The sequence below is a fragment of the Nocardioides daedukensis genome, assembly GCF_013408415.1.
In the GTDB taxonomy this organism is placed as follows: Bacteria; Actinomycetota; Actinomycetes; order Propionibacteriales; family Nocardioidaceae; genus Nocardioides; species Nocardioides daedukensis.
Window position 1 is genome coordinate 3674738 of record NZ_JACCAA010000001.1, and the last position, 18040, is coordinate 3692777.

At 68.7% G+C, this 18040-nt stretch carries 14 protein-coding genes; 12 read left to right on the forward strand and 2 right to left on the reverse strand.

The features are described 5' to 3' along the window. Positions 1–7 precede the first annotated feature (7 nt). The 5 genes from leuS to holA all read left to right on the forward strand — a co-directional run bounded on the left by leuS (position 8) and on the right by holA (position 8109). Complete coding sequence (gene leuS, locus BJ980_RS17955; protein WP_179503556.1) at positions 8–2518, forward strand: leucine--tRNA ligase; 2511 nt, start codon at positions 8–10, stop codon at positions 2516–2518. Positions 2519–2546: 28 nt separating this feature from the next. Further along, positions 2547–3509, forward strand: coding sequence for a DegV family protein (locus tag BJ980_RS17960; RefSeq protein WP_179503557.1), 963 nt, complete (start codon positions 2547–2549; stop codon positions 3507–3509). A 196-nt stretch (positions 3510–3705) separates the two neighbouring features. Continuing rightward, positions 3706–4776, forward strand: a complete 1071-nt coding sequence (locus BJ980_RS17965; protein WP_218855570.1) for a ComEA family DNA-binding protein — start codon at positions 3706–3708, stop codon at positions 4774–4776. Continuing rightward, entirely contained in the window at positions 4776–7067 is a 2292-nt protein-coding gene (locus tag BJ980_RS17970; RefSeq protein ID WP_179503558.1) for a ComEC/Rec2 family competence protein, read from the forward strand. The genes BJ980_RS17965 and BJ980_RS17970 overlap by 1 nt, the downstream gene beginning before the upstream one ends. Before the next feature lie 58 nt (positions 7068–7125). Beyond that, positions 7126–8109, forward strand: a complete 984-nt coding sequence (holA, locus tag BJ980_RS17975) for a DNA polymerase III subunit delta (protein ID WP_179503559.1) — start codon at positions 7126–7128, stop codon at positions 8107–8109. Between the two features lie 206 nt (positions 8110–8315). Here holA and rpsT read toward each other — a convergent pair whose 3' ends face one another. Beyond that, entirely contained in the window at positions 8316–8576 is a 261-nt protein-coding gene (rpsT, locus tag BJ980_RS17980) for a 30S ribosomal protein S20 (RefSeq protein WP_179503560.1), read from the reverse strand. A 247-nt stretch (positions 8577–8823) separates the two neighbouring features. Between rpsT and BJ980_RS17985 the strand changes: the two genes are divergently transcribed. From BJ980_RS17985 to BJ980_RS18000, 4 genes are all read left to right on the forward strand, one after another. After that, positions 8824–9351 (forward strand): GNAT family N-acetyltransferase, encoded by a 528-nt coding sequence (locus tag BJ980_RS17985; protein WP_179503561.1) that lies wholly within the window; start codon positions 8824–8826, stop codon positions 9349–9351. Positions 9352–9471: 120 nt separating this feature from the next. Beyond that, positions 9472–11358: a translation elongation factor 4 gene (gene lepA, locus BJ980_RS17990; protein WP_179503562.1), complete on the forward strand. Its 1887-nt coding sequence runs from the start codon at positions 9472–9474 to the stop codon at positions 11356–11358. A gap of 10 nt (positions 11359–11368) precedes the next feature. After that, the gene (locus BJ980_RS17995) at positions 11369–12268 is read left to right on the forward strand and encodes an alpha/beta hydrolase fold domain-containing protein (protein ID WP_179503563.1); all 900 of its coding nucleotides are present in this window, start codon (positions 11369–11371) and stop codon (positions 12266–12268) included. Positions 12269–12270: 2 nt separating this feature from the next. Then, a complete protein-coding gene (locus BJ980_RS18000; RefSeq protein ID WP_343047875.1) occupies positions 12271–13188 on the forward strand; it encodes an aminoglycoside phosphotransferase family protein in 918 nt (305 codons plus the stop codon). 17 nt (positions 13189–13205) lie between these two features. On the opposite strand, the gene BJ980_RS18005 is transcribed toward BJ980_RS18000, so the two are convergent. Beyond that, positions 13206–14015 (reverse strand): hypothetical protein, encoded by an 810-nt coding sequence (locus tag BJ980_RS18005; protein ID WP_179503564.1) that lies wholly within the window; start codon positions 14013–14015, stop codon positions 13206–13208. A gap of 84 nt (positions 14016–14099) precedes the next feature. On the opposite strand from BJ980_RS18005, the gene BJ980_RS18010 reads away from it, so the two are divergent. The 3 genes from BJ980_RS18010 (at position 14100) to hemW (ending at position 18012) form a co-directional block, all read left to right on the forward strand. After that, positions 14100–14747 (forward strand): MOSC domain-containing protein, encoded by a 648-nt coding sequence (locus BJ980_RS18010; RefSeq protein ID WP_179503565.1) that lies wholly within the window; start codon positions 14100–14102, stop codon positions 14745–14747. 71 nt (positions 14748–14818) lie between these two features. After that, on the forward strand, positions 14819–16636 hold the full coding sequence (locus BJ980_RS18015; RefSeq protein WP_179503566.1) for an AMP-dependent synthetase/ligase: 1818 nt from the start codon (positions 14819–14821) through the stop codon (positions 16634–16636). A 167-nt stretch (positions 16637–16803) separates the two neighbouring features. Next, the gene (gene hemW, locus BJ980_RS18020; RefSeq protein WP_179503567.1) at positions 16804–18012 is read left to right on the forward strand and encodes a radical SAM family heme chaperone HemW; all 1209 of its coding nucleotides are present in this window, start codon (positions 16804–16806) and stop codon (positions 18010–18012) included. The last annotated feature ends 28 nt before the right edge of the window (positions 18013–18040 follow it).

Below are 18040 nucleotides of genomic sequence, written 5' to 3' on the forward strand. Positions count from 1 at the left end.
GAACACGATGAGCGAGCAGGGCGACCCGGAACAGGGCGCGACGTACGACGCCGAGGCCATGCAGGCCAAGTGGCAGCGGGTCTGGGATGAACTCAGCCCGTTCGCGGCGAACGACGACTCCGAGCGCGAGAAGCGCTACGCCCTGACGATGTTCCCCTACCCCTCGGGCGACCTCCACATGGGTCACGCCGAGGTCACCGCACTGCACGACGTGATCGCGCGCTACTGGTGGCAGAAGGGCTTCGAGGTCCTCAACCCGATGGGCTGGGACTCGTTCGGGCTGCCCGCCGAGAACGCCGCGATCCGCAACGACTCGCACCCTGCGGACTACACCTACACGAACATCGCCACGCAGCTGGAGTCCTTCCAGAAGTATGCCGTCAGCTTCGACTGGTCGCGTCGCTTCAACACCTCCGACCCGTCGTACTACCGCTGGACCCAGTGGCTGTTCCTGAAGTTCCACGAGAAGGGCCTGGCCTACCGGAAGAACTCCCCGGTCAACTGGTGCCCCAACGACCAGACGGTGCTGGCCAACGAGCAGGTGCTGGCCGACGGCACCTGCGAGCGTTGCGGTGCCGAGGTGACCAAGCGTGAGCTGACCCAGTGGTACTTCCGCACGACCGAATATGCCCAGGAGCTGCTGGACAGCCTGGACGGGCTCGAGCCGACCTGGTCGAGCAAGGTGATCAACGCCCAGCGCAACTGGATCGGTCGCTCCGAGGGGGCGCACGTCTCCTTCGTGGTGCAGGGGCGCGAGGAGCCGGTGAAGGTCTACACGACCCGCCCCGACACCATCTTCGGAACGACGTTCCTGGTGGTCGCAGTCGACGCGAAGCTGGCCGACGAGCTGGTCACCGATGCGCAGCGTCCCGCCTTCGAGGCCTACCGCGACGAGATCCGCAAGGCCTCCGACATCGACCGGCTGGCGACCGACCGGGCGAAGACGGGTGTCGACCTGGGGGTCACCGCCCGCAACCCGGTCACCGGTGAGGAACTGCCGATCTGGGCGACCGACTACGTGCTGGCCGACTACGGCACCGGCGCGGTGATGGGCGTCCCCGGCGGTGACCAGCGCGACTGGGAGTTCGCCACCGAGATGGGCCTGCCGATCGTGCGGACCACCGAGCCGCCGGCCGACTTCGAGGGGGAGGCGTACGCCGGCGAGGGCGTCGCGATCAACTCGCCCGCCCCCGGTGTCGAGGCAGGGCTGGACATCAACGGACTCGCCGTCGCGGAGGCCAAGAGCCGCGCGATCGCGTTCCTGGAGGAGCAGCAGGTCGGCGAGGGCACGGTCAACTTCCGCCTGCGCGACTGGCTGCTGTCACGTCAGCGCTACTGGGGTGCGCCGATCCCGATCATCCACTGCCCCCTCGACGGCGAGGTCCGGGTGCCGGAGGACCAGCTGCCCGTCGAGCTCCCCGAGCTGCGCGGCGCCGACCTCAAGCCCAAGGGCACCTCGCCGCTCGGTGCGGCCACCGAGTGGGTCAACGTCAGCTGCCCGACCTGTGGTGGTCCGGCAACGCGTGACACGGACACGATGGACACGTTCGTCGACTCCTCGTGGTACTTCTTCCGCTATGTCTCGCCGCACGACGAGACCCAGGCATTCGACACCGAGCTGGCCAACGCGTGGGGTCCGATCGACCTGTACGTCGGCGGCGACGAGCACGCGGTGCTGCACCTGCTCTATGCCCGGTTCTTCACCAAGGCCCTGCGCGACATGGGTCTGGTCAACTGGGACGAGCCGTTCTCGGCCTACCTGTCCCAGGGCAAGGTGATCAACAACGGCCGCAAGATGAGCAAGTCGCTGGGCAACGGCATCAGCCTCGGCGCGCAGCTCGACGAGTTCGGCGTCGACGCGGTCAGGCTGACCCTGGTCTTCGCCAGCCCGCCCGAGGACAACATCGACTGGGCGGACGTCTCTCCCGGTGGTTCGGTGCGCTTCCTGCAGCGCGCCTGGCGCCTGAGTGGTGACGTCACCAGTGAACCGGGTGCCGACCCCGCGACCGGTGACGTGGCGCTGCGCAAGGTCACCCACAAGACCGTGCACGAGGTCGAGGCACTGGTGGAGTCGCACCGCTTCAACGTGGTCGTGGCCCGCACCATGGAGCTGGTCAACGCCACCCGCAAGGCGATCGACAACCCGGTCGAGAAGGGCGGCTGCGGTCCGGCTGATCCTGCCGTGCGTGAGGCCGTCGAGACCGTCGCCATCCTGCTGTCGCTGGTCGCGCCCTACACCGCCGAGGAGATGTGGGAGCGCCTCGGCCACCAGCCCACCGTCGCGCGGGTCGGTTGGCCGGCCGTGGACCCGGAGCTGCTGATCGAGGACTCGGTCACCGCAGTAGTTCAGGTCCAGGGCAAGGTCCGCGCGCGCCTGGAGGTCTCGCCCGACATCTCCGCGGCCGACCTCGAGGCAGCGGCGCTGGCCGACCCCTCGATCGTCGCCGCGCTGGAGGGCAAGACCGTGCGCAAGGTGATCGTGCGCGAGCCGAAGCTGGTCAACGTCGTAGCGGGCTGATCTGCGCGCACCCGCTAGGATCCGCAGCATGGCTCACGGTCGGACAGTCGTCGTCACCGACTCCACTGCATCACTGCCCGCAGAGGTGGCAGGACGCGATGACGTGATGGTCATCCCGCTGCAGGTCGTGATCGGGGCCAACTCCTATGACGAGGGCATCGACGAGGGCGCGAACCCCGAGATGGTGGCCGCGGCGCTCAAGGCATTCACCCCGGTGTCGACCTCGCGGCCGTCGCCGGCGGTGATGCTCGACGTCTACGAGAAGCTCGCGGCCGAGGGCGTCACCGAGATCGTCTCGGTGCACCTGTCCGGCGAGATGAGCGGCACCTTCGACTCGGCGCACGTGGCCTCGGGCCAGGCGTCGATCCCGGTGCACGCGGTCGACTCCCGGCAGGTGGGGCCCGCGACCGGGTACGGCGTACGCGCGGCGTTGGCAGTCCTCGAGGCAGGTGGGACCGCAGCCGAGGCAGCCGAGGCCGCGCAGGAGCGGGCGGAGGCCTGCACCTCGCTGTTCTACGTCGACACCTTGGAATACCTGCGCCGCGGCGGACGTGTCGGCGGCCTGGCTGCCCTGCTCGGCAGTGCCCTGGCCGTCAAGCCGTTGCTGCGCATCGAGAACGGGCGGATCGACTCGTTCGAGAAGGTACGCACGGCCGGTCGCGCGCTGGCGCGCCTCGAGGACCTGGCCGTCGAGGCCGCCGGCGAGGATCTCGTCGAGGTGACCGTCGCCCACTTGGCCAGCCCGGACCGGGCCGCCCAGCTCGCGACCAAGGTCACCCCACGGGTCCAGCTCGCCGAGCCGGTCCGCACCACCGAGCTCGGCGCCGTACTGGGAGCCCACGTCGGCCCCGGGATGGCCGCGATCTGCATCGCCCCCGCGCTTCCGGGTGCCGTGCCGCTGACCGACGCCGAAGAACAAGCCGGCGATGACCTCGCGCCCGACGCAGACGACGCAGAATCAAACGACGCAGGTTCAGACAGCACAACCTGACGCCGACCCGGCAGTTGTTGACGCCCCCCGCGTCGTCGACCCGTCAGTTGTTGACGCCCTCGCGTCGTCGACCCGGCAGTTGTTGACGCCTGTCCGGGCCACCCGGAGGCAGTTGGCTGCGCGCGTTCGAGGCGGTTGTCCACAGGCCGGAGGTGACCCCCTTTCGCGGGCCCAGCCCACTGCCTACGGTCAGCGCATGCGTTCGAGAGGACAGTCCCCAGCACACGCCGAGGCAGTGTCGCGTCGGCTCGCACTCCTGAGCGCCGAACTGCAGGGCTATCGCGGCGCCCAGGCCAACGAGACCCCGACGAGGACACCCGGATCGGTCGACCCCGAGATCTCGGAGGAGGACGTCGATGACGACGGCGCGTGGGCGATGGGCGAGCTGGTGCCGTTCCCTCAGGAAGAGGCGCACACACGGATCCGTCGTACCGCCGAGCAACTGCCCGCCGAGACCCCCGCTGCAGTGGAGCACCGATTCGAGCTGCCGAGGGCGACTCCACCGGAGGAGAGCACTGGGGAGTCCACTGGGAACACCACGGGGCTGGCACCTCCGCCGCCGATCCCGCCGGCAGGTAGACACGCGGCCAGGCGCGGTGGCTGGTTGGATGCCTCGGCCTTCCGAGGCAGGGTCTCGCTCAACTCCTCACACGTCGCCGTGCTGGCCGTGATCGCCGCTGTCGCGATGGCGGTGACCACGTGGTGGGTGCTGCGAGATGACCCCGGGACACCGATCAAGACCACCAACGACGCACCCGCACTGGTCAGCGGTGCACCGGGTGAACCTGCTGCGTCCGGTGTGGTGGGACCCGACGGCGCCGCGGCGACGCCCGTCACCGAGCTGGTGGTCGACGTCTCGGGGAAGGTACGCCGACCCGGCATCGTGATTCTGCCTCCGGGCTCCCGCGTCGTGGATGCCATCAAGGCAGCCGGGGGCATCCGCAAGGGTGCCGACCTGACCGGGTTGAACCAGGCTCGCGCGTTGGTCGACGGGGAACAGGTGGTCGTGGGTGTCCCGCCGCCACCCGGCCAAGCCGCGTCGGCCGCACCCGCCCCCGGGCAACCGGGGTCCGGTGATCTGGTCAACCTCAACACCGCCACCGCGTCACAACTCGAGGAGCTCCCCGGCGTGGGCCCGGTGACCGCCCAGGCGATCGTGGGCTGGCGGGAGAGCAACGGCGGCTTCCGAGCGGTGGACCAACTCCTGGAGGTGGACGGAATCGGTGAGAAGACCCTCGCCCAGCTCGCTCCGCACGTCACTGTCTGATGCCGGCGCTCGACCTTCGGCTCCCGTCGGTCGAGATCCGGGACCTGCGGATGGCTGCCGCCGGAGCTGCGGCCTGGCTCGGCGGTCTCGGGGGACTGCTGGCACCCCGGGCAGCGTTGCTGGCGGGCGTGGTGGCCGGACTGCTGGCGCTGCTGGTTGCCGGTCGGCCGGGCCTGCGTCGCGCGATTGCAGCCTGGCTGCTCGTGGCGCTGGCTGTCGGCACCAGCGCTGTCCTGCGCGACATGTCGGTCGGGGGCGGGCCGGTCGCCACGCTCGCCCCGATGCGCTCCGCGGTCGACGCGCGGATCACCATCACCTCCGACCCTCGCGAGGTGTCCGGCCAGTTCTCGACCTCAGTGGTGATGCGAGCAGTGGTCACCCACCTGTCCGCGCACGGCACGTCGTACGCCGTTCACACCCCCGTGCTGGTGATCGCCGACGAGACCTGGAGCGGGACGAGGCTGGGGAGCAGCCTGCACCTGCGTGGCCGGCTCGCGAGTGCCGACGGTCATGACGTCGCGGCGGTGTTCACGCCGCTCAGCCCGCCGGTCAGGGTCGAGAAGCCCTCCGTCCTGTGGCGCGGATCGGGAGCGGTGCGTGCATCGATCCGTGGTGCGGTCAGCCACCGCCCGATGCCGGAGCGAGCCTTGGTGCCCGCTCTGGTCGACGGGGACGACACCTCCATGCCCGACGAGGTCGCCGAGGAGTTCCGGACCACGGGTCTCACCCACCTGTTGGCGGTGTCAGGCACCAATCTGACCCTGGTCGTCGGGTTCCTGTTGATCGTGGGGCGCTGGTGCGGCGTGCGCGGGCGGTGGCAGTACGTGCTCGGCGCACTCGGGATCATCGGCTTCATCCTCCTCGCGCGCACCGAGCCCAGTGTCGTCCGCGCCGCCGCGATGGGCACGGTCGCGTTGATCGGGATGGGCTCGAACGGGACCGGGCGGGGCATCCGGTGCCTCGGCGTGGCCGTCGTCGGCCTGCTGGTCTGGGATCCGTGGCTGTGTACGACGGTCGGGTTCGCGCTGTCCGTCCTGGCCACCTCCGGCATCCTGCTCCTCGGACCCGGGTGGTCACGAGCCCTGGCGAACTGGATGCCGATGCCGGTTGCCCAGGCGATCGCCGTACCGACCGCAGCGCAGTTGGCGTGCACGCCGATCGTGGCGGCGATCTCGGGGCAGGTGAGCCTGGTGGCGGTCGTCGCCAACCTCCTGGCTGCACCGCTGGTGGCGCCGGCCACCGTCCTCGGCCTCCTCGGCGGATTGATCGGCCTGGTCTGGATGCCGGCAGGACGACTGTGCGGTTGGGTCGCCTGTTGGTGCGCCTGGGGGATCATCACCGTCGCGGACCGCTGTGCCCGCTTGTCCCTGCCGGCGATCGACTGGGGGACGACCGTGGTTCCGGTCGCCCTGCTCACCGTGCTCTGTGTCGGGCTCGCGGTGACCCTCGGCCCGGTCTTCGCCCGCCGCTGGTCGGGCTTCTCGTGCTGTGTGGTGATGGTCCTGGTCGTGGTGGTGCCACTTCCCAGTCCGGGCTGGCCGCCTCGGGGTTGGGTGATGGCCGTCTGCGATGTCGGTCAAGGAGACGCAGTGGTTCTCAACGCCGGCGAGGGGCGAGGGGTCCTTGTCGATGCCGGCCCGGATCCTGCTCTCGTGGACAAGTGTCTGGCCCGTCTCGACGTGGAGGCCCTGCCGCTGATCGTGCTGACCCACTTCCACGCCGACCACGTCGACGGACTGCCCGGTGCGTTGGCTGGTCGCGACAGTGGGGAAGTGTTGGTCAGCGCCCTGCCTGAGCCGCCGCAGCGCTACCGGTCCGTCCTCGAGGCGACCCGGGGGAGAGTGCGCGTGCCCGCCCTGGGCGAGGTACGCCGGGTGGGTCAGGTGACCTTGCAGGTGGTCGGTCCGACTCCGGGCGTCGTGTTCCGCGGCGACCCGAACAACTCCTCGATCGTGCTGGTGGCCGAGGTGCACGGCATCCGGATCCTGCTCACCGGTGACGAGGAGCCCGAGGCGCAGGAAGCATTCGTGAAGGCCTGGCCGGGGCTGCGGATCGACGTACTCAAGATCCCTCACCACGGCAGCCGGCACCAGGACATGCGCCACCTGCTCTCCCTCGACGCCTCGGTGGCAATCGCCTCGCTTGGCGCCGACAACGACTACGGCCATCCGGCTCCCTCGACGATGGATCCCCTGGCGGAGTCGGGAGCCGCGACGTTCCGCACCGACAGGGACGGGGACGTCCTCGTGCTCCGCGACGGAGAAGGTATGAAGGTGCGGACCCGGGACTGACCCCGGCACAAGTTCCCCGCGCCCTTGCTGTCCGAGGCCTGTGGCAGGCTTGCCCGCGATGGCAGGCAAGGGAGCAGTAGACGTGTTGGGCAAGGTCACCTTGGTGACCGGTCCCGAGGAGTTCCTCAACGAGCGCACGGTGGTCGAGTCGAAGGCCGCGGTGAAGGCGATCGACGGGGAGGCCGAGTTCTCCGAAGCACAAGGTGGAGACCTGTCCCTGGCCACGCTCGGTGAGCTCGCCGCGCCCTCGCTCTTCTCGAGCACCAGGTGCATCGTGGTGCGCCAGTTGGAGAACCTCCCCGACGAGTCGATCGAAGGCCTGCTCGGCTATTGCAAGGACCCTGTCGAGGACGTGGCACTGATCCTCGTCCACAGCGGTGGCCAGAAGGGCTCGGGCGTGCTCAACAAGCTCCGCAAGCTCGCCCCGGTCACCGAGCACAAGTCGGCCGCGATCAAGGCCTCCGAGTTCCCGCGCTTCGTCAGTTCCGAGGTACGCCGGCACGGGTCGCGCGTTGATGACGAGGCAGCAGACTTCCTCGTGCAAGCGATCGGGCAGGACCTGCGCTCGCTGTCCGCAGCGGCACACCAGCTGGTCAATGACTTCCCGGGCGAATCGCTGAACACCGAGAAGGTCAAGCGCTACTTCGGCGGTCGTGCCGAGGCGAAGTCGTTCGCCGTGGCAGACAGCGCCTTCTTCGGCCGGCGGGCCAAGGCCATGGAGGAATTGCGCTGGGCCCTCGACGGCGGGACCGCGCCCGTGCTGATCACCTCGGCGTTCGCCGGGGGAGTGCGTGGCCTGGCCCGCTACGTCTCGGCCCCGCGGGGGATGCGAGAAGCAGACCTGGCGCGCGAAGTCGGCGTGCCGCCCTGGAAGCTGCGCACCCTGCGTGACCAGTCGCGTGCATGGAGCCCGACCGGGCTGGCCGAGGCGATCCGAGCGATCGCCCAGGCCGACGCGGACATCAAGGGCGCCGCACACGATGCGGCGTACACCCTGGAGAAGCTGGTGCTGACCGTCGCAGGCCTGCGCGACCAGCGCTGAGCGCGAGCGGCTCGGTAGGAGTCACCGGGTACCCGGTGAGTCTGCCGCTTCCCGGGCAAGATCTTGCCCGGGAAGTACCGGAGTCACCCGGTACCCGGTGACTCCTGCGCCGGATGCGACGGGTGAGGTTTGTCAGCCGGAACACGCACGAAATGCAAGAAGGCGCCGACCCCGAGGGGGTCGACGCCTGCTGCGTGAGGACTACCTCAGAGGGAGGCAGCCTTCTTGGCGATCGACGACTTGCGGTTCGCCGCCTGGTTCTTGTGGATGACACCCTTGGAGGCTGCCTGGTCCAGCTTGCGGTTCGCTTCGCGACCAGCGGCGACGGCGGCGTCCTTGTCGCCGGCCTCGGCGAGCTCACGGAACTTGCGCACAGCGGACTTCAGGCCGGTCTTGACGGCCTTGTTGCGCTCGTGCGCCGCCTCGTTCTGGCGGTTGCGCTTGATCTGGGACTTGATGTTCGCCACGTTGCTGCGCTTTCACTTGGTTCGGACTGGATTGGAGGTCTTCGGGTGGACGGTGGGTTGTCCACCGGGTGGGCCCGCGGGAATCTGCAGCCCTTGGCATGTCAGCGAAGAGGGCGCCAGACATGCAAGCGGAAACTCTATCAGCGCTCCCGGTGCACCCCAAATCCGTTCACTGACACCAGTGAACCCGCTGGTCGGACACTAAATCAAGGTGCGCCGACACGACCGGCTCGGGTTCACTGGCGCTATGCCCGAACTCGTGCCACCCACCACCCTCGTCATGGACTCGTTCCTCGAGGCAATGGACGAGTTCGTCGCCGAAGGCACCACTGACACGCAGACCGCCGGGTGGATCGAGCGGTTCGGCGACTCGTGGCAGACCCCGGCCGGATTCGAGGCGTTCGTGGCCGAGATCCGCGCACAGGAGGTGGACGAGATCGCCATCCCGGCGCACTGGGTGCTGACCTCGACCCGGTGGTGGATCGAGGGGGACACCTATCTCGGTCGGATCGCGCTGCGCCAGCGCCTGAACGAGAAGCTGGCCGATGTCGGCGGACACATCGGGTACGACGTACGCCCTTCGGCTCGGCGATGCGGGCACGCCAGTGGGATGCTTCGCGCCGTCCTTCCGCTCGCGCACAGCTTCGGGATCGACCCCGCCCTGGTCACCTGCGACGACGACAACGTCGCCTCGATCCGGGTGATCGAGGGTGCCGGGGGCGTCCTGGAGGACGTGCGCGGCATCAAGCGCCGATATTGGGTGCCGACGGCCTGACCCAGTCAGTTCGGTGCTTCGAGTCCTGCGTGGGAGAATGCGCCAACGACCCACGATCGACCCGCGATCGACGTACGACACGGTCAGTGAACTGTTCAAAAGCAAGTCCGAAAGGGCCACGTGAGCCTCAAGAACGCGCCGCAGCCTGGTCACACCGATCCCGCGATCATCAGGAACTTCTGCATCATCGCGCACATCGACCACGGCAAGTCGACCCTTGCCGACCGCATGCTGCAGTTGACCGGAGTCGTCGACGCCCGCGCTGCCCGAGCCCAATACCTCGACCGGATGGACATCGAGCGCGAGCGGGGCATCACGATCAAGTCGCAGGCCGTGCGGATGCCGTGGACGGTCACCGACGAGGCCGCGGTCGAGCACGACGTCGAGGCCGGCCCCGGGACCTACGTCCTGAACATGATCGACACCCCCGGCCACGTCGACTTCACCTACGAGGTCTCCCGCTCGCTTGAGGCGTGCGAAGCGGCGATCCTGCTCGTCGACGCCGCCCAGGGCATCGAGGCGCAGACCTTGGCCAACCTCTACCTCGCCATGGGCGCGGACCTCCAGATCATCCCGGTGCTGAACAAGATCGACCTGCCCAGCGCGAACGTCGAGAAGTACGCCGCCGAACTGGCCGGCCTGGTCGGCTGCGACCCCGCCGACGTGCTCAAGGTCAGCGCCAAGACCGGACTCGGTGTCGAGGCCCTGCTCAACGAGATCGTCAAGCAGGTCCCGCCGCCCATCGGCGCGGCCGACAAGCCGGCGCGGGCCCTGATCTTCGACTCGGTCTATGACACCTACCGCGGCGTGATCACCTATGTCCGGGTCATCGACGGCGAGCTCACCCACCGCGACCGGATCAAGATGATGTCGACCAACGCCACCCACGAGATGCTCGAGCTCGGCGTGATCAGCCCCGAGCAGGTCAAGGCCGGCAAGATCGGCGTCGGCGAGGTCGGCTACCTGATCACCGGGGTGAAGGACGTGCGCCAGTCGCGTGTCGGTGACACCGTCACCACCCAGCACAGCGGAGCCGTCGAGGCGCTCGGTGGCTACAAGCACCCGAACCCGATGGTCTATGCCGGGCTCTATCCCATCGACGGCGACCAGTTCGGCGACCTGCGCGAGGCCCTGGAGAAGCTCCAGCTCAACGACGCGGCACTGACCTATGAGCCGGAGACCTCCGGCGCCCTGGGCTTCGGCTTCCGGATCGGCTTCCTGGGCCTGCTGCACATGGAGATCACCCGGGACCGGCTCGAGCGCGAGTTCAACCTCGACCTCATCTCGACCGCGCCCAACGTGGTCTACGAGGTGACCATGGAGGACGGCTCGGAGCACGAGGTCACCAACCCGAGCGAGTTCCCCGAGGGCAAGATCTCCGAGGTGCGCGAGCCGATCGTCCGGGCCACGATCCTGAGCCCGTCCGACCACATCGGGGCGATCATGGAGCTGTGCCAGACCAAGCGCGGAGAGCTCAAGGGGATGGACTACCTCTCCGAGGACCGCGTCGAGATGCGTTACACGCTGCCGATGGGCGAGATCGTCTTCGACTTCTTCGACCAGCTGAAGTCGAAGACCAAGGGCTATGCCTCGCTCGACTACGAGCGCACCGGCGAGCAGGCGGCGGACCTGGTCAAGGTCGACATCCTGCTGCAGGGCGAGCCGGTCGATGCCTTCTCGGCGATCGTGCACCGGGAAGCGGCCTACTCCTATGGCCTGATGATGGCCGGCAAGCTCAAGGACCTGATCCCCAGGCAGCAGTTCGAGGTGCCGATCCAGGCCGCGATCGGGGCTCGGGTGATCGCCCGGGAGACGATCCGCGCGATCCGCAAGGACGTCCTGGCCAAGTGCTACGGCGGCGACATCTCCCGCAAGCGCAAGCTCCTGGAGAAGCAGAAGGAGGGCAAGAAGCGGATGAAGATGGTCGGCCGCGTCGAGGTCCCCCAAGAAGCATTCGTCGCCGCCCTCTCCACGACGCAGTCCGCCGAGAGCACGCCCAAGAAGTGAGGGTCGGCGCATGCCGGGAGTGAGCCTGCGCACCCGGGCGGTGTGCGCGTTCATGAAGCTCGCCATGCGCCGCTCCTTCCTCACCGAGGAGCTCGGCGAGCAGACGCTGCTCCAGCCGAAGACCTCCGCCAGCCCGCCCGCGTGGCTGGTCCGGCAGTACGCCGTCACTCGCCGCGAGGTGGGCGGCTTCGCGGTGTACCGCGTGCTGCCGCGCGCCGGCCGCGAGGTCAGTGGAACCACCGGACCCGTCGTCGTCTACCTGCACGGCGGCTCCTACGTGAAGCAGATCGCCAAGCAGCACTGGCGGCTGATCGCCGACCTGGTGGACGCGACCGGGTGCCCGGTCGACGCGCCGATCTATGGCCTCGCGCCGCAGCACGACCTCGGCGAGATGGTCGACTTCGTCCTGGCGGTTGTGCGCGGGCTCGACGGCGCGCAGGTGCGTCTGGCCGGGGACTCGGCCGGCGGCGGCCTCGCGCTGCTGGTCGCCCAACGACTCCGCGACGAGGGGGATTCGCCGGTCTCGTCGGTCACGGTGATGGCGCCCTGGCTGGACCTGGCGATGAACAACCCCGACATCGACCTGATCGAGCCGAACGACCCGTGGTTGGCCCGTCCGGCGATCCGCCCGATGGCCCGGGCAGTGGCCGGAGCCGTGCCCCTCGACGACCCGCGGGTCAGCCCGATCAGGGGCTCCTTGGCGGACCTGCCCCCGATCACCGTGATGGTCGGCACTCGCGACATGACCCTCGCCGACGTACGCCTGCTCCGAGCCCGCGTGCTGGCCGCAGGCGGCTCGATCGTCGTCCACGAGTCGCCCGGCTCACCGCACGTCCACCCACTGCTGCCCACTCCTGAAGGGCGCGCCGCGCGCCGGGTGTTCATCGACGCCGTGGTCGCAGGAGGCTGAGCGTGGCGCCGACAATCCCGCACGGCGTACTCCGGATGGCTGATCGCGGGCCGGACTGGGCGGCGTACGTCGAAGCCCTGCCTCGACGCATCAGTGAGCTGTGTGCCGAGTGGCAGCTCACCGAGGACGGTGCGCCGATGCATGGGTACTGCGCTCTGGTGCTACCGGTGCGCACGGCCGGTCGGCGCCCGGCGGTGCTCAAGGTGGCCTTCCCCGACGACGAGTCCGAGCACGAGCACCTGGCCCTCCAGCACTGGCACGGCACCGGGGCGGTCCAGCTGCTGCGGGCCGATCCGCACCGTCGCGCGATGCTCCTGGAGCGGCTGCACCGCGAGGACCTCACCGAGCTGTGGGACCTGGAGGCGTGCGAGGTCGTGGCCGGCCTCTATCGACAGCTCCATCTGCCGGCGCCGCCTCAGCTCTCCACGCTCTCCTCGCAGGTCGCCAGGTGGACCGCTCAGCTGGGCGAGCTGCCGCGCAACGCGCCGGTGCCGAGGCGTCTGGTGGAGCAGGCGGTTGCGCTCGGCCGGACGTTCGCCGTCGACCCGGACACGGACGGCACCCTGGTGCACACGGACCTGCACTACGCCAACGTGCTCGGCGCGGATCGCCAACCCTGGTTGGCGATCGACCCGAAGCCGCTCAGCGGCGACCCGCACTACGAGCTGGCGCCGATGCTGTGGAATCGCTTCGACGAGCTCGCCGGGGACGTGCGTGACGGGTTGCGTCGTCGCTTCCACACGATCATCGACGCGGCCGATCTCGACGAGGACCGGGCACGTGACTGGTTGGTGGTCCGGATGGTGCACAACGCGTCCTGGACCATCCGCGAGGCCGTGGTCGCAGACCGGGTGCTGACGGAGCAGGAACGCGCCTGGCTGACCACCTGCGTGACCGTCGCCAAGGCCGTCCAGGACTAGGCATCCGAGACCAGGCCTCAGCGCCGGGAGAACCAGCCCTTCTTCTTGCGGGGCTCCTGCGGCGCACCGGCGGAGTCGCCGGCAGGCACCAGATCGAGGATCGCAACGCCCTCGTCGACGAGGTCTTCGCCGGGAACGGCGCGGTACGTCGTGGCGCCCAGGACGATCTCGGCACCGGGCTCGAGTCGACGCTCCTGACGCAAGCAGGTCGCGACGGCCTCGGTGAGCATGGTGAACAGCTCCGCCGGCTCGCCGGGAACCCGGATCTGCAGCTCGTGGGTCCCGAGCACCCGGAGGCCTCGGGTGAAGGCGACGGCGTCGGGGGAGTCGCCACCGACCCGTAGCGCGTGGACACGGAACCAGGTGCGCTCGATCTGGTCCTCATAGAGGTCGTGCATGAACATCGCCTCGGTGGTGACCAAGGACTGCTCGGGCAACCAGATCGCATCGGCGCTGGTGTCCTCGAGGATGGTGCCGCAGATCTGGGAGAGCAGGGTGAGTGCGGGGCGGATGTCCCCCTCGACCACGGCAACCGAGGCGAATGCCTGCCCGTCGACGATGGACGACTCGACGCGGTCGCGCAGGGGGCTGGTGGCCAGGTCGCCGAACAGGGTCCGGTTCTGCATGGGAGTGTCCCAGAACCCGACCTGCAGTGCGGTGCCGTTGACCGTGATCACGTGGAGCTCCCCGTTGGGCAGGTCGGCAAGTGCGGCAGCGAGCGATTCCGCGACCGGGCTGAATGCGGCAGCGGCGCTGGTCGGGGCCGGCTGCCCGGGACCGAAGAAGAGGACGGCGCTGGGCAGGTGGAGCTCGGTCTCGTGTGTCATGGCGCACCCCTACCGCTGCGTGGAGTCGTCGAAACCTCCGGGAATCCGGCTGACAGTGCCCGGTGGATCTGGAAGGGTGGCTGCGTGACTGCTTCCGTGCTCCAGATCAGCGTCGGCCTACCTCGTGACGAGGCCTGGGCGGGCAACCTGAAGCGCACGGCCATCGACAAGCGAGCGGTCACCGATCCCGTCCGGGTACGCCGTACAGGCATCGACGGTGACCACGTCGCCGACACCGTGCACCACGGCGGGCCGGACAAGGCGGTCTATGCCTTCGCCCGCGAGGACCTGGACCGGTGGGAGGCCGAGCTCGGAGCGGTGATCCGCAACGGCCAGTTCGGCGAGAACCTCACCACCACCGGGATCGACGTGAATGCCGCGCTGGTGGGCGAGCGCTGGCGGATCGGCGAGGTGCTCCTGGAGGTGGCCGACGTGCGGATCCCGTGCAGCGTCTTCAAGAACTGGATGGGTCTAGGCGGCTATGACGACACGGCTTGGGTGAAGCGGTTCGCCCTGGACCAACGACCGGGGCCCTACTTCAGGGTGCTCGAGGAGGGGCTCTTCCGGGTGGGCGACGAGATCCGCGTGGAACACCGCCCCGACCATGCCATCACCGTCACGCACCTGTTCCGGGCGCTGACCACTGAGCGCCATCTCCAGCCCGCCCTGCTTCAGATCGACGGCTTGGCCGAGTCGCTGAGGACCAGGATCCAAGCCGGAAAGATGGGCTGAATCGCCCATTTTCTTGGACTGTCTGGCGAGATCGCGTGTACTGACGAGTAAGAGTGATCTAGGTTACTGGCATGCCGATCAATTACGACGCATCATTCATCGACACGATGCCCAAGAACGTTGCCGTCCAGTTCCTGGAGCGCGTCAACAAGTCAGGGCCCAAGGAGGCCTTCCGATTCCCGATCGGGGAGAACTGGGAGTCGGTGACCTGGAACCAGGTCGGTGACCGCGCCAGCGCCCTTGCCGCCGGCCTGATGGCCCTCGGCATCGAGCCCGAGCAGCGCGTCGGCATCGCCTCGACCACCCGCTACGAGTGGATCCTGGCCGACCTGGCAGTCACCCTCGCCGGTGCTGCGACGACCACCGTCTATCCGACCACCAACGCCGGCGACACGGCGTACATCCTGGGCGACTCCGAGTCGCGAGTGGTCTTCGCCGAGGACGACGGCCAGATCGCCAAGCTGGTCGAGCACCGCAACGAGCTTCCGCACCTGATGAAGATCGTCACCTTCGAGGGCAAGACCGATGGTGACTGGATCATCAGCCTGGACGACCTGGAGAAACTCGGCGCCGACTACCTGGCGCAGAACGCGAACGCCGTGGTGGAGCACGCCGAGGCGATCCGCGCCGACCAGCTCGCCACCCTGATCTACACCTCCGGCACCACCGGCCGCCCCAAGGGCGTGCGGCTGCTGCACCGGGCGTGGGTCTTCGAGGGAGAGGCGATCGCGAGCCAGAAGATCCTCGGGGAGGACGACCTCAACTTCTTGTGGCTGCCGATGGCGCACTCGTTCGGCAAGGTCCTGCTGTCCGCCCAAATGGCGTGTGGCTACGCCACCGCGATCGACGGCCGGATCGACAAGATCATCGACAACCTGGCCATCGTGAAGCCCACCTTCATGGGTGCCGCGCCCCGCATCTTCGAGAAGGCCTACAGCCGGATCGTCACCATGCAGGCGGCCGAGGGCGGCGTGAAGGAGAAGCTCTTCAACAAGGCCTTCGCCGTGGGCCTTGAGGTCGAGAAGCGCAAGCGTGAGGGCCAGTCGATCCCGCTCGGCCTCAAGCTGCAGCACGGACTCTTCGACAAGCTGGTCTTCAGCAAGGTGCGCGACCGCTTCGGTGGACGGGTCCGCTTCTTCATCTCGGGCTCCGCAGCCCTCAACCGCGAGATCGCCGAGTGGTTCAACGCTGCCGGCATCCTGATCCTCGAGGGCTACGGAATGACCGAGAACGCGGCCGGTGCCGCCGTGGGTCACCCCGACCACTTCAAGATCGGCAGCGTCGGTACGCCGTTCCCGGGCACCGAGCTCAAGATCGCCGAGGACGGTGAGGTCCTGGTGCGCGGCCCGCACGTCATGGAGGGCTATCACAACCTGCCCGAGCAGACCGCCGAGGCGCTGCAGGACGGCTGGCTGCACACCGGTGACATCGGTGAGCTCGATGCCGACGGCTTCCTCAGGATCACCGACCGCAAGAAGGACCTGTTCAAGACCTCCGGCGGCAAGTACATCGCGCCCTCGGCGATCGAGTCGCAGTTCAAGGCGATCTGCCCCTACGTCAGCCAGTTCCTCGTGGTCGGCGCCGAGCGCAACTACTGCGTCGCGCTGATCAGCCTCGACCCGGACCAGGTCACTGGCTGGGCAGAGGAGAACGGTATGGCCGGGAAGTCCTACACCGAGGTGGTCAACTCGCAGGGCGTCAAGGACATGATCGCGGGCTATGTCGACGAGCTGAACGGTCGACTCAACCGCTGGGAGACGATCAAGAAGCACGTCATCCTCGACAACGACCTCAGCATCGAGTCCGGCGAGCTGACCCCGTCGCTCAAGGTGAAGCGCAAGGTCGTCGAGGAGAACAACAAGTCGGTCATCGACTCGCTCTACACCTGATCTGGCCCCTGGGGACCTGAGCCCGCGAGGCTCGCGGTTTCCACAGCAGCAGATCACCCTCGAACGGGTGTCGACGCCAATGGCGTCGGCACCCGTTCGTGCTTCTCGGAACGTACGTCGCGACCCTCGACGTGCCCGGGTGACCCACCGGCTGGTTGGATGGCGCCATGCCCTCCGCACTCCCTCCCGGTGATCCGGCCCCAGCCGACGGGTCGTTGCCGGAGTCGGCGTTCGAGGGCATCGCTGAGCGCAAGTTCGGCGTATATGTGCACGTGCCGTTCTGCACGGTCCGGTGCGGCTACTGCGACTTCAACACCTACACCGCCACCGAGCTCGGTGAGGGCGTGACCCGAGCGACGTACGCCGAATCGGCGATCGCCGAGATCCGTCGCGCGCGAGCGGTGCTCGGTGACGTGGACCGCCGGGTCGACACCGTGTTCTTCGGAGGCGGAACGCCGACCCTCCTGCCGCCGGCGGACGTCTCGGCGATCCTGGCGGCGATCTCGGCCGAGTTCGGCCTGAGTGACGATGCCGAGGTGACCACCGAGGCGAACCCGGACAGCGTGGCGCTGTGGGACCTGGAGGCGCTGCGCGAGGGTGGCTTCAACCGGCTGTCCTTCGGGATGCAGTCGGCGGTGCCGCACGTGCTCCAGGTCCTCGACCGCACGCACGACCCGTTGCGGGTGCCGGCGGTGGTGGACTGGGCCCGCGAGGCGGGGTTCGAGCAGGTCAGCCTGGACCTGATCTATGGCACGCCGGGGGAGTCGATGCACGACTGGCAGACGTCCCTGGACGCCGCGCTGGCCTGCAACCCGGACCACGTGTCGGCGTACGCGCTGATCGTCGAGGACGGCACCGCGCTGGCCAGGCAGGTGCGCCGCGGCGAGGTCCCGATGACCGACGACGACGACCTGGCCGACAAATACCTGGCCGCCGATGCGGCGATGTCCGCAGCCGGTCTCGGCTGGTACGAGGTCTCCAACTGGGCCACCTCACGCGAGCAGCGCTGCGAGCACAACATGCTCTATTGGCAGGGCGACGACTGGTGGGGCGTCGGACCCGGAGCGCACTCGCACGTCGGTGGCACCCGGTGGTGGAACGTGAAGCACCCGGCTGCCTATGCGGGACGGCTGGCCCAGGGAGTGAGCCCGGCCCTGGCGCGTGAGGTCCTCGACGACGAGACCCGTCGGGTCGAACGGATCCTGCTCGAGGTGCGACTGCGCGATGGCCTGCCGCTGGACGTCCTCGACGGGGCAGCCCGCGGGATGCTGGCCGATCTCGTGGACCGAGGACTGGTCACGCTCGCGGACGACCGGATGGTCCTGACCACCCCGGGGCGACTGCTCGCCGACGCCGTGGTGCGCGACCTGGTCTGAGCGCGAACCTGCAGTTGTTGCGCGCCGA

Bases quoted from the DNA above. Each gene is read 5' to 3' on its own strand.
- leuS (WP_179503556.1), top strand. From the start codon at position 8: ATGAGCGAGCAGGGCGACCCGGAACAGGGCGCGACGTACGACGCCGAG.
- BJ980_RS17960 (WP_179503557.1), top strand. From the start codon at position 2,547: ATGGCTCACGGTCGGACAGTCGTCGTCACCGACTCCACTGCATCACTG.
- BJ980_RS17965 (WP_218855570.1), top strand. From the start codon at position 3,706: ATGCGTTCGAGAGGACAGTCCCCAGCACACGCCGAGGCAGTGTCGCGT.
- BJ980_RS17970 (WP_179503558.1), top strand. From the start codon at position 4,776: ATGCCGGCGCTCGACCTTCGGCTCCCGTCGGTCGAGATCCGGGACCTG.
- holA (WP_179503559.1), top strand. From the start codon at position 7,126: ATGGCAGGCAAGGGAGCAGTAGACGTGTTGGGCAAGGTCACCTTGGTG.
- BJ980_RS17985 (WP_179503561.1), top strand. From the start codon at position 8,824: ATGCCCGAACTCGTGCCACCCACCACCCTCGTCATGGACTCGTTCCTC.
- BJ980_RS17995 (WP_179503563.1), top strand. From the start codon at position 11,369: ATGCCGGGAGTGAGCCTGCGCACCCGGGCGGTGTGCGCGTTCATGAAG.
- BJ980_RS18005 (WP_179503564.1), bottom strand. From the start codon at position 14,015: ATGACACACGAGACCGAGCTCCACCTGCCCAGCGCCGTCCTCTTCTTC.
- BJ980_RS18015 (WP_179503566.1), top strand. From the start codon at position 14,819: ATGCCGATCAATTACGACGCATCATTCATCGACACGATGCCCAAGAAC.
- hemW (WP_179503567.1), top strand. From the start codon at position 16,804: ATGCCCTCCGCACTCCCTCCCGGTGATCCGGCCCCAGCCGACGGGTCG.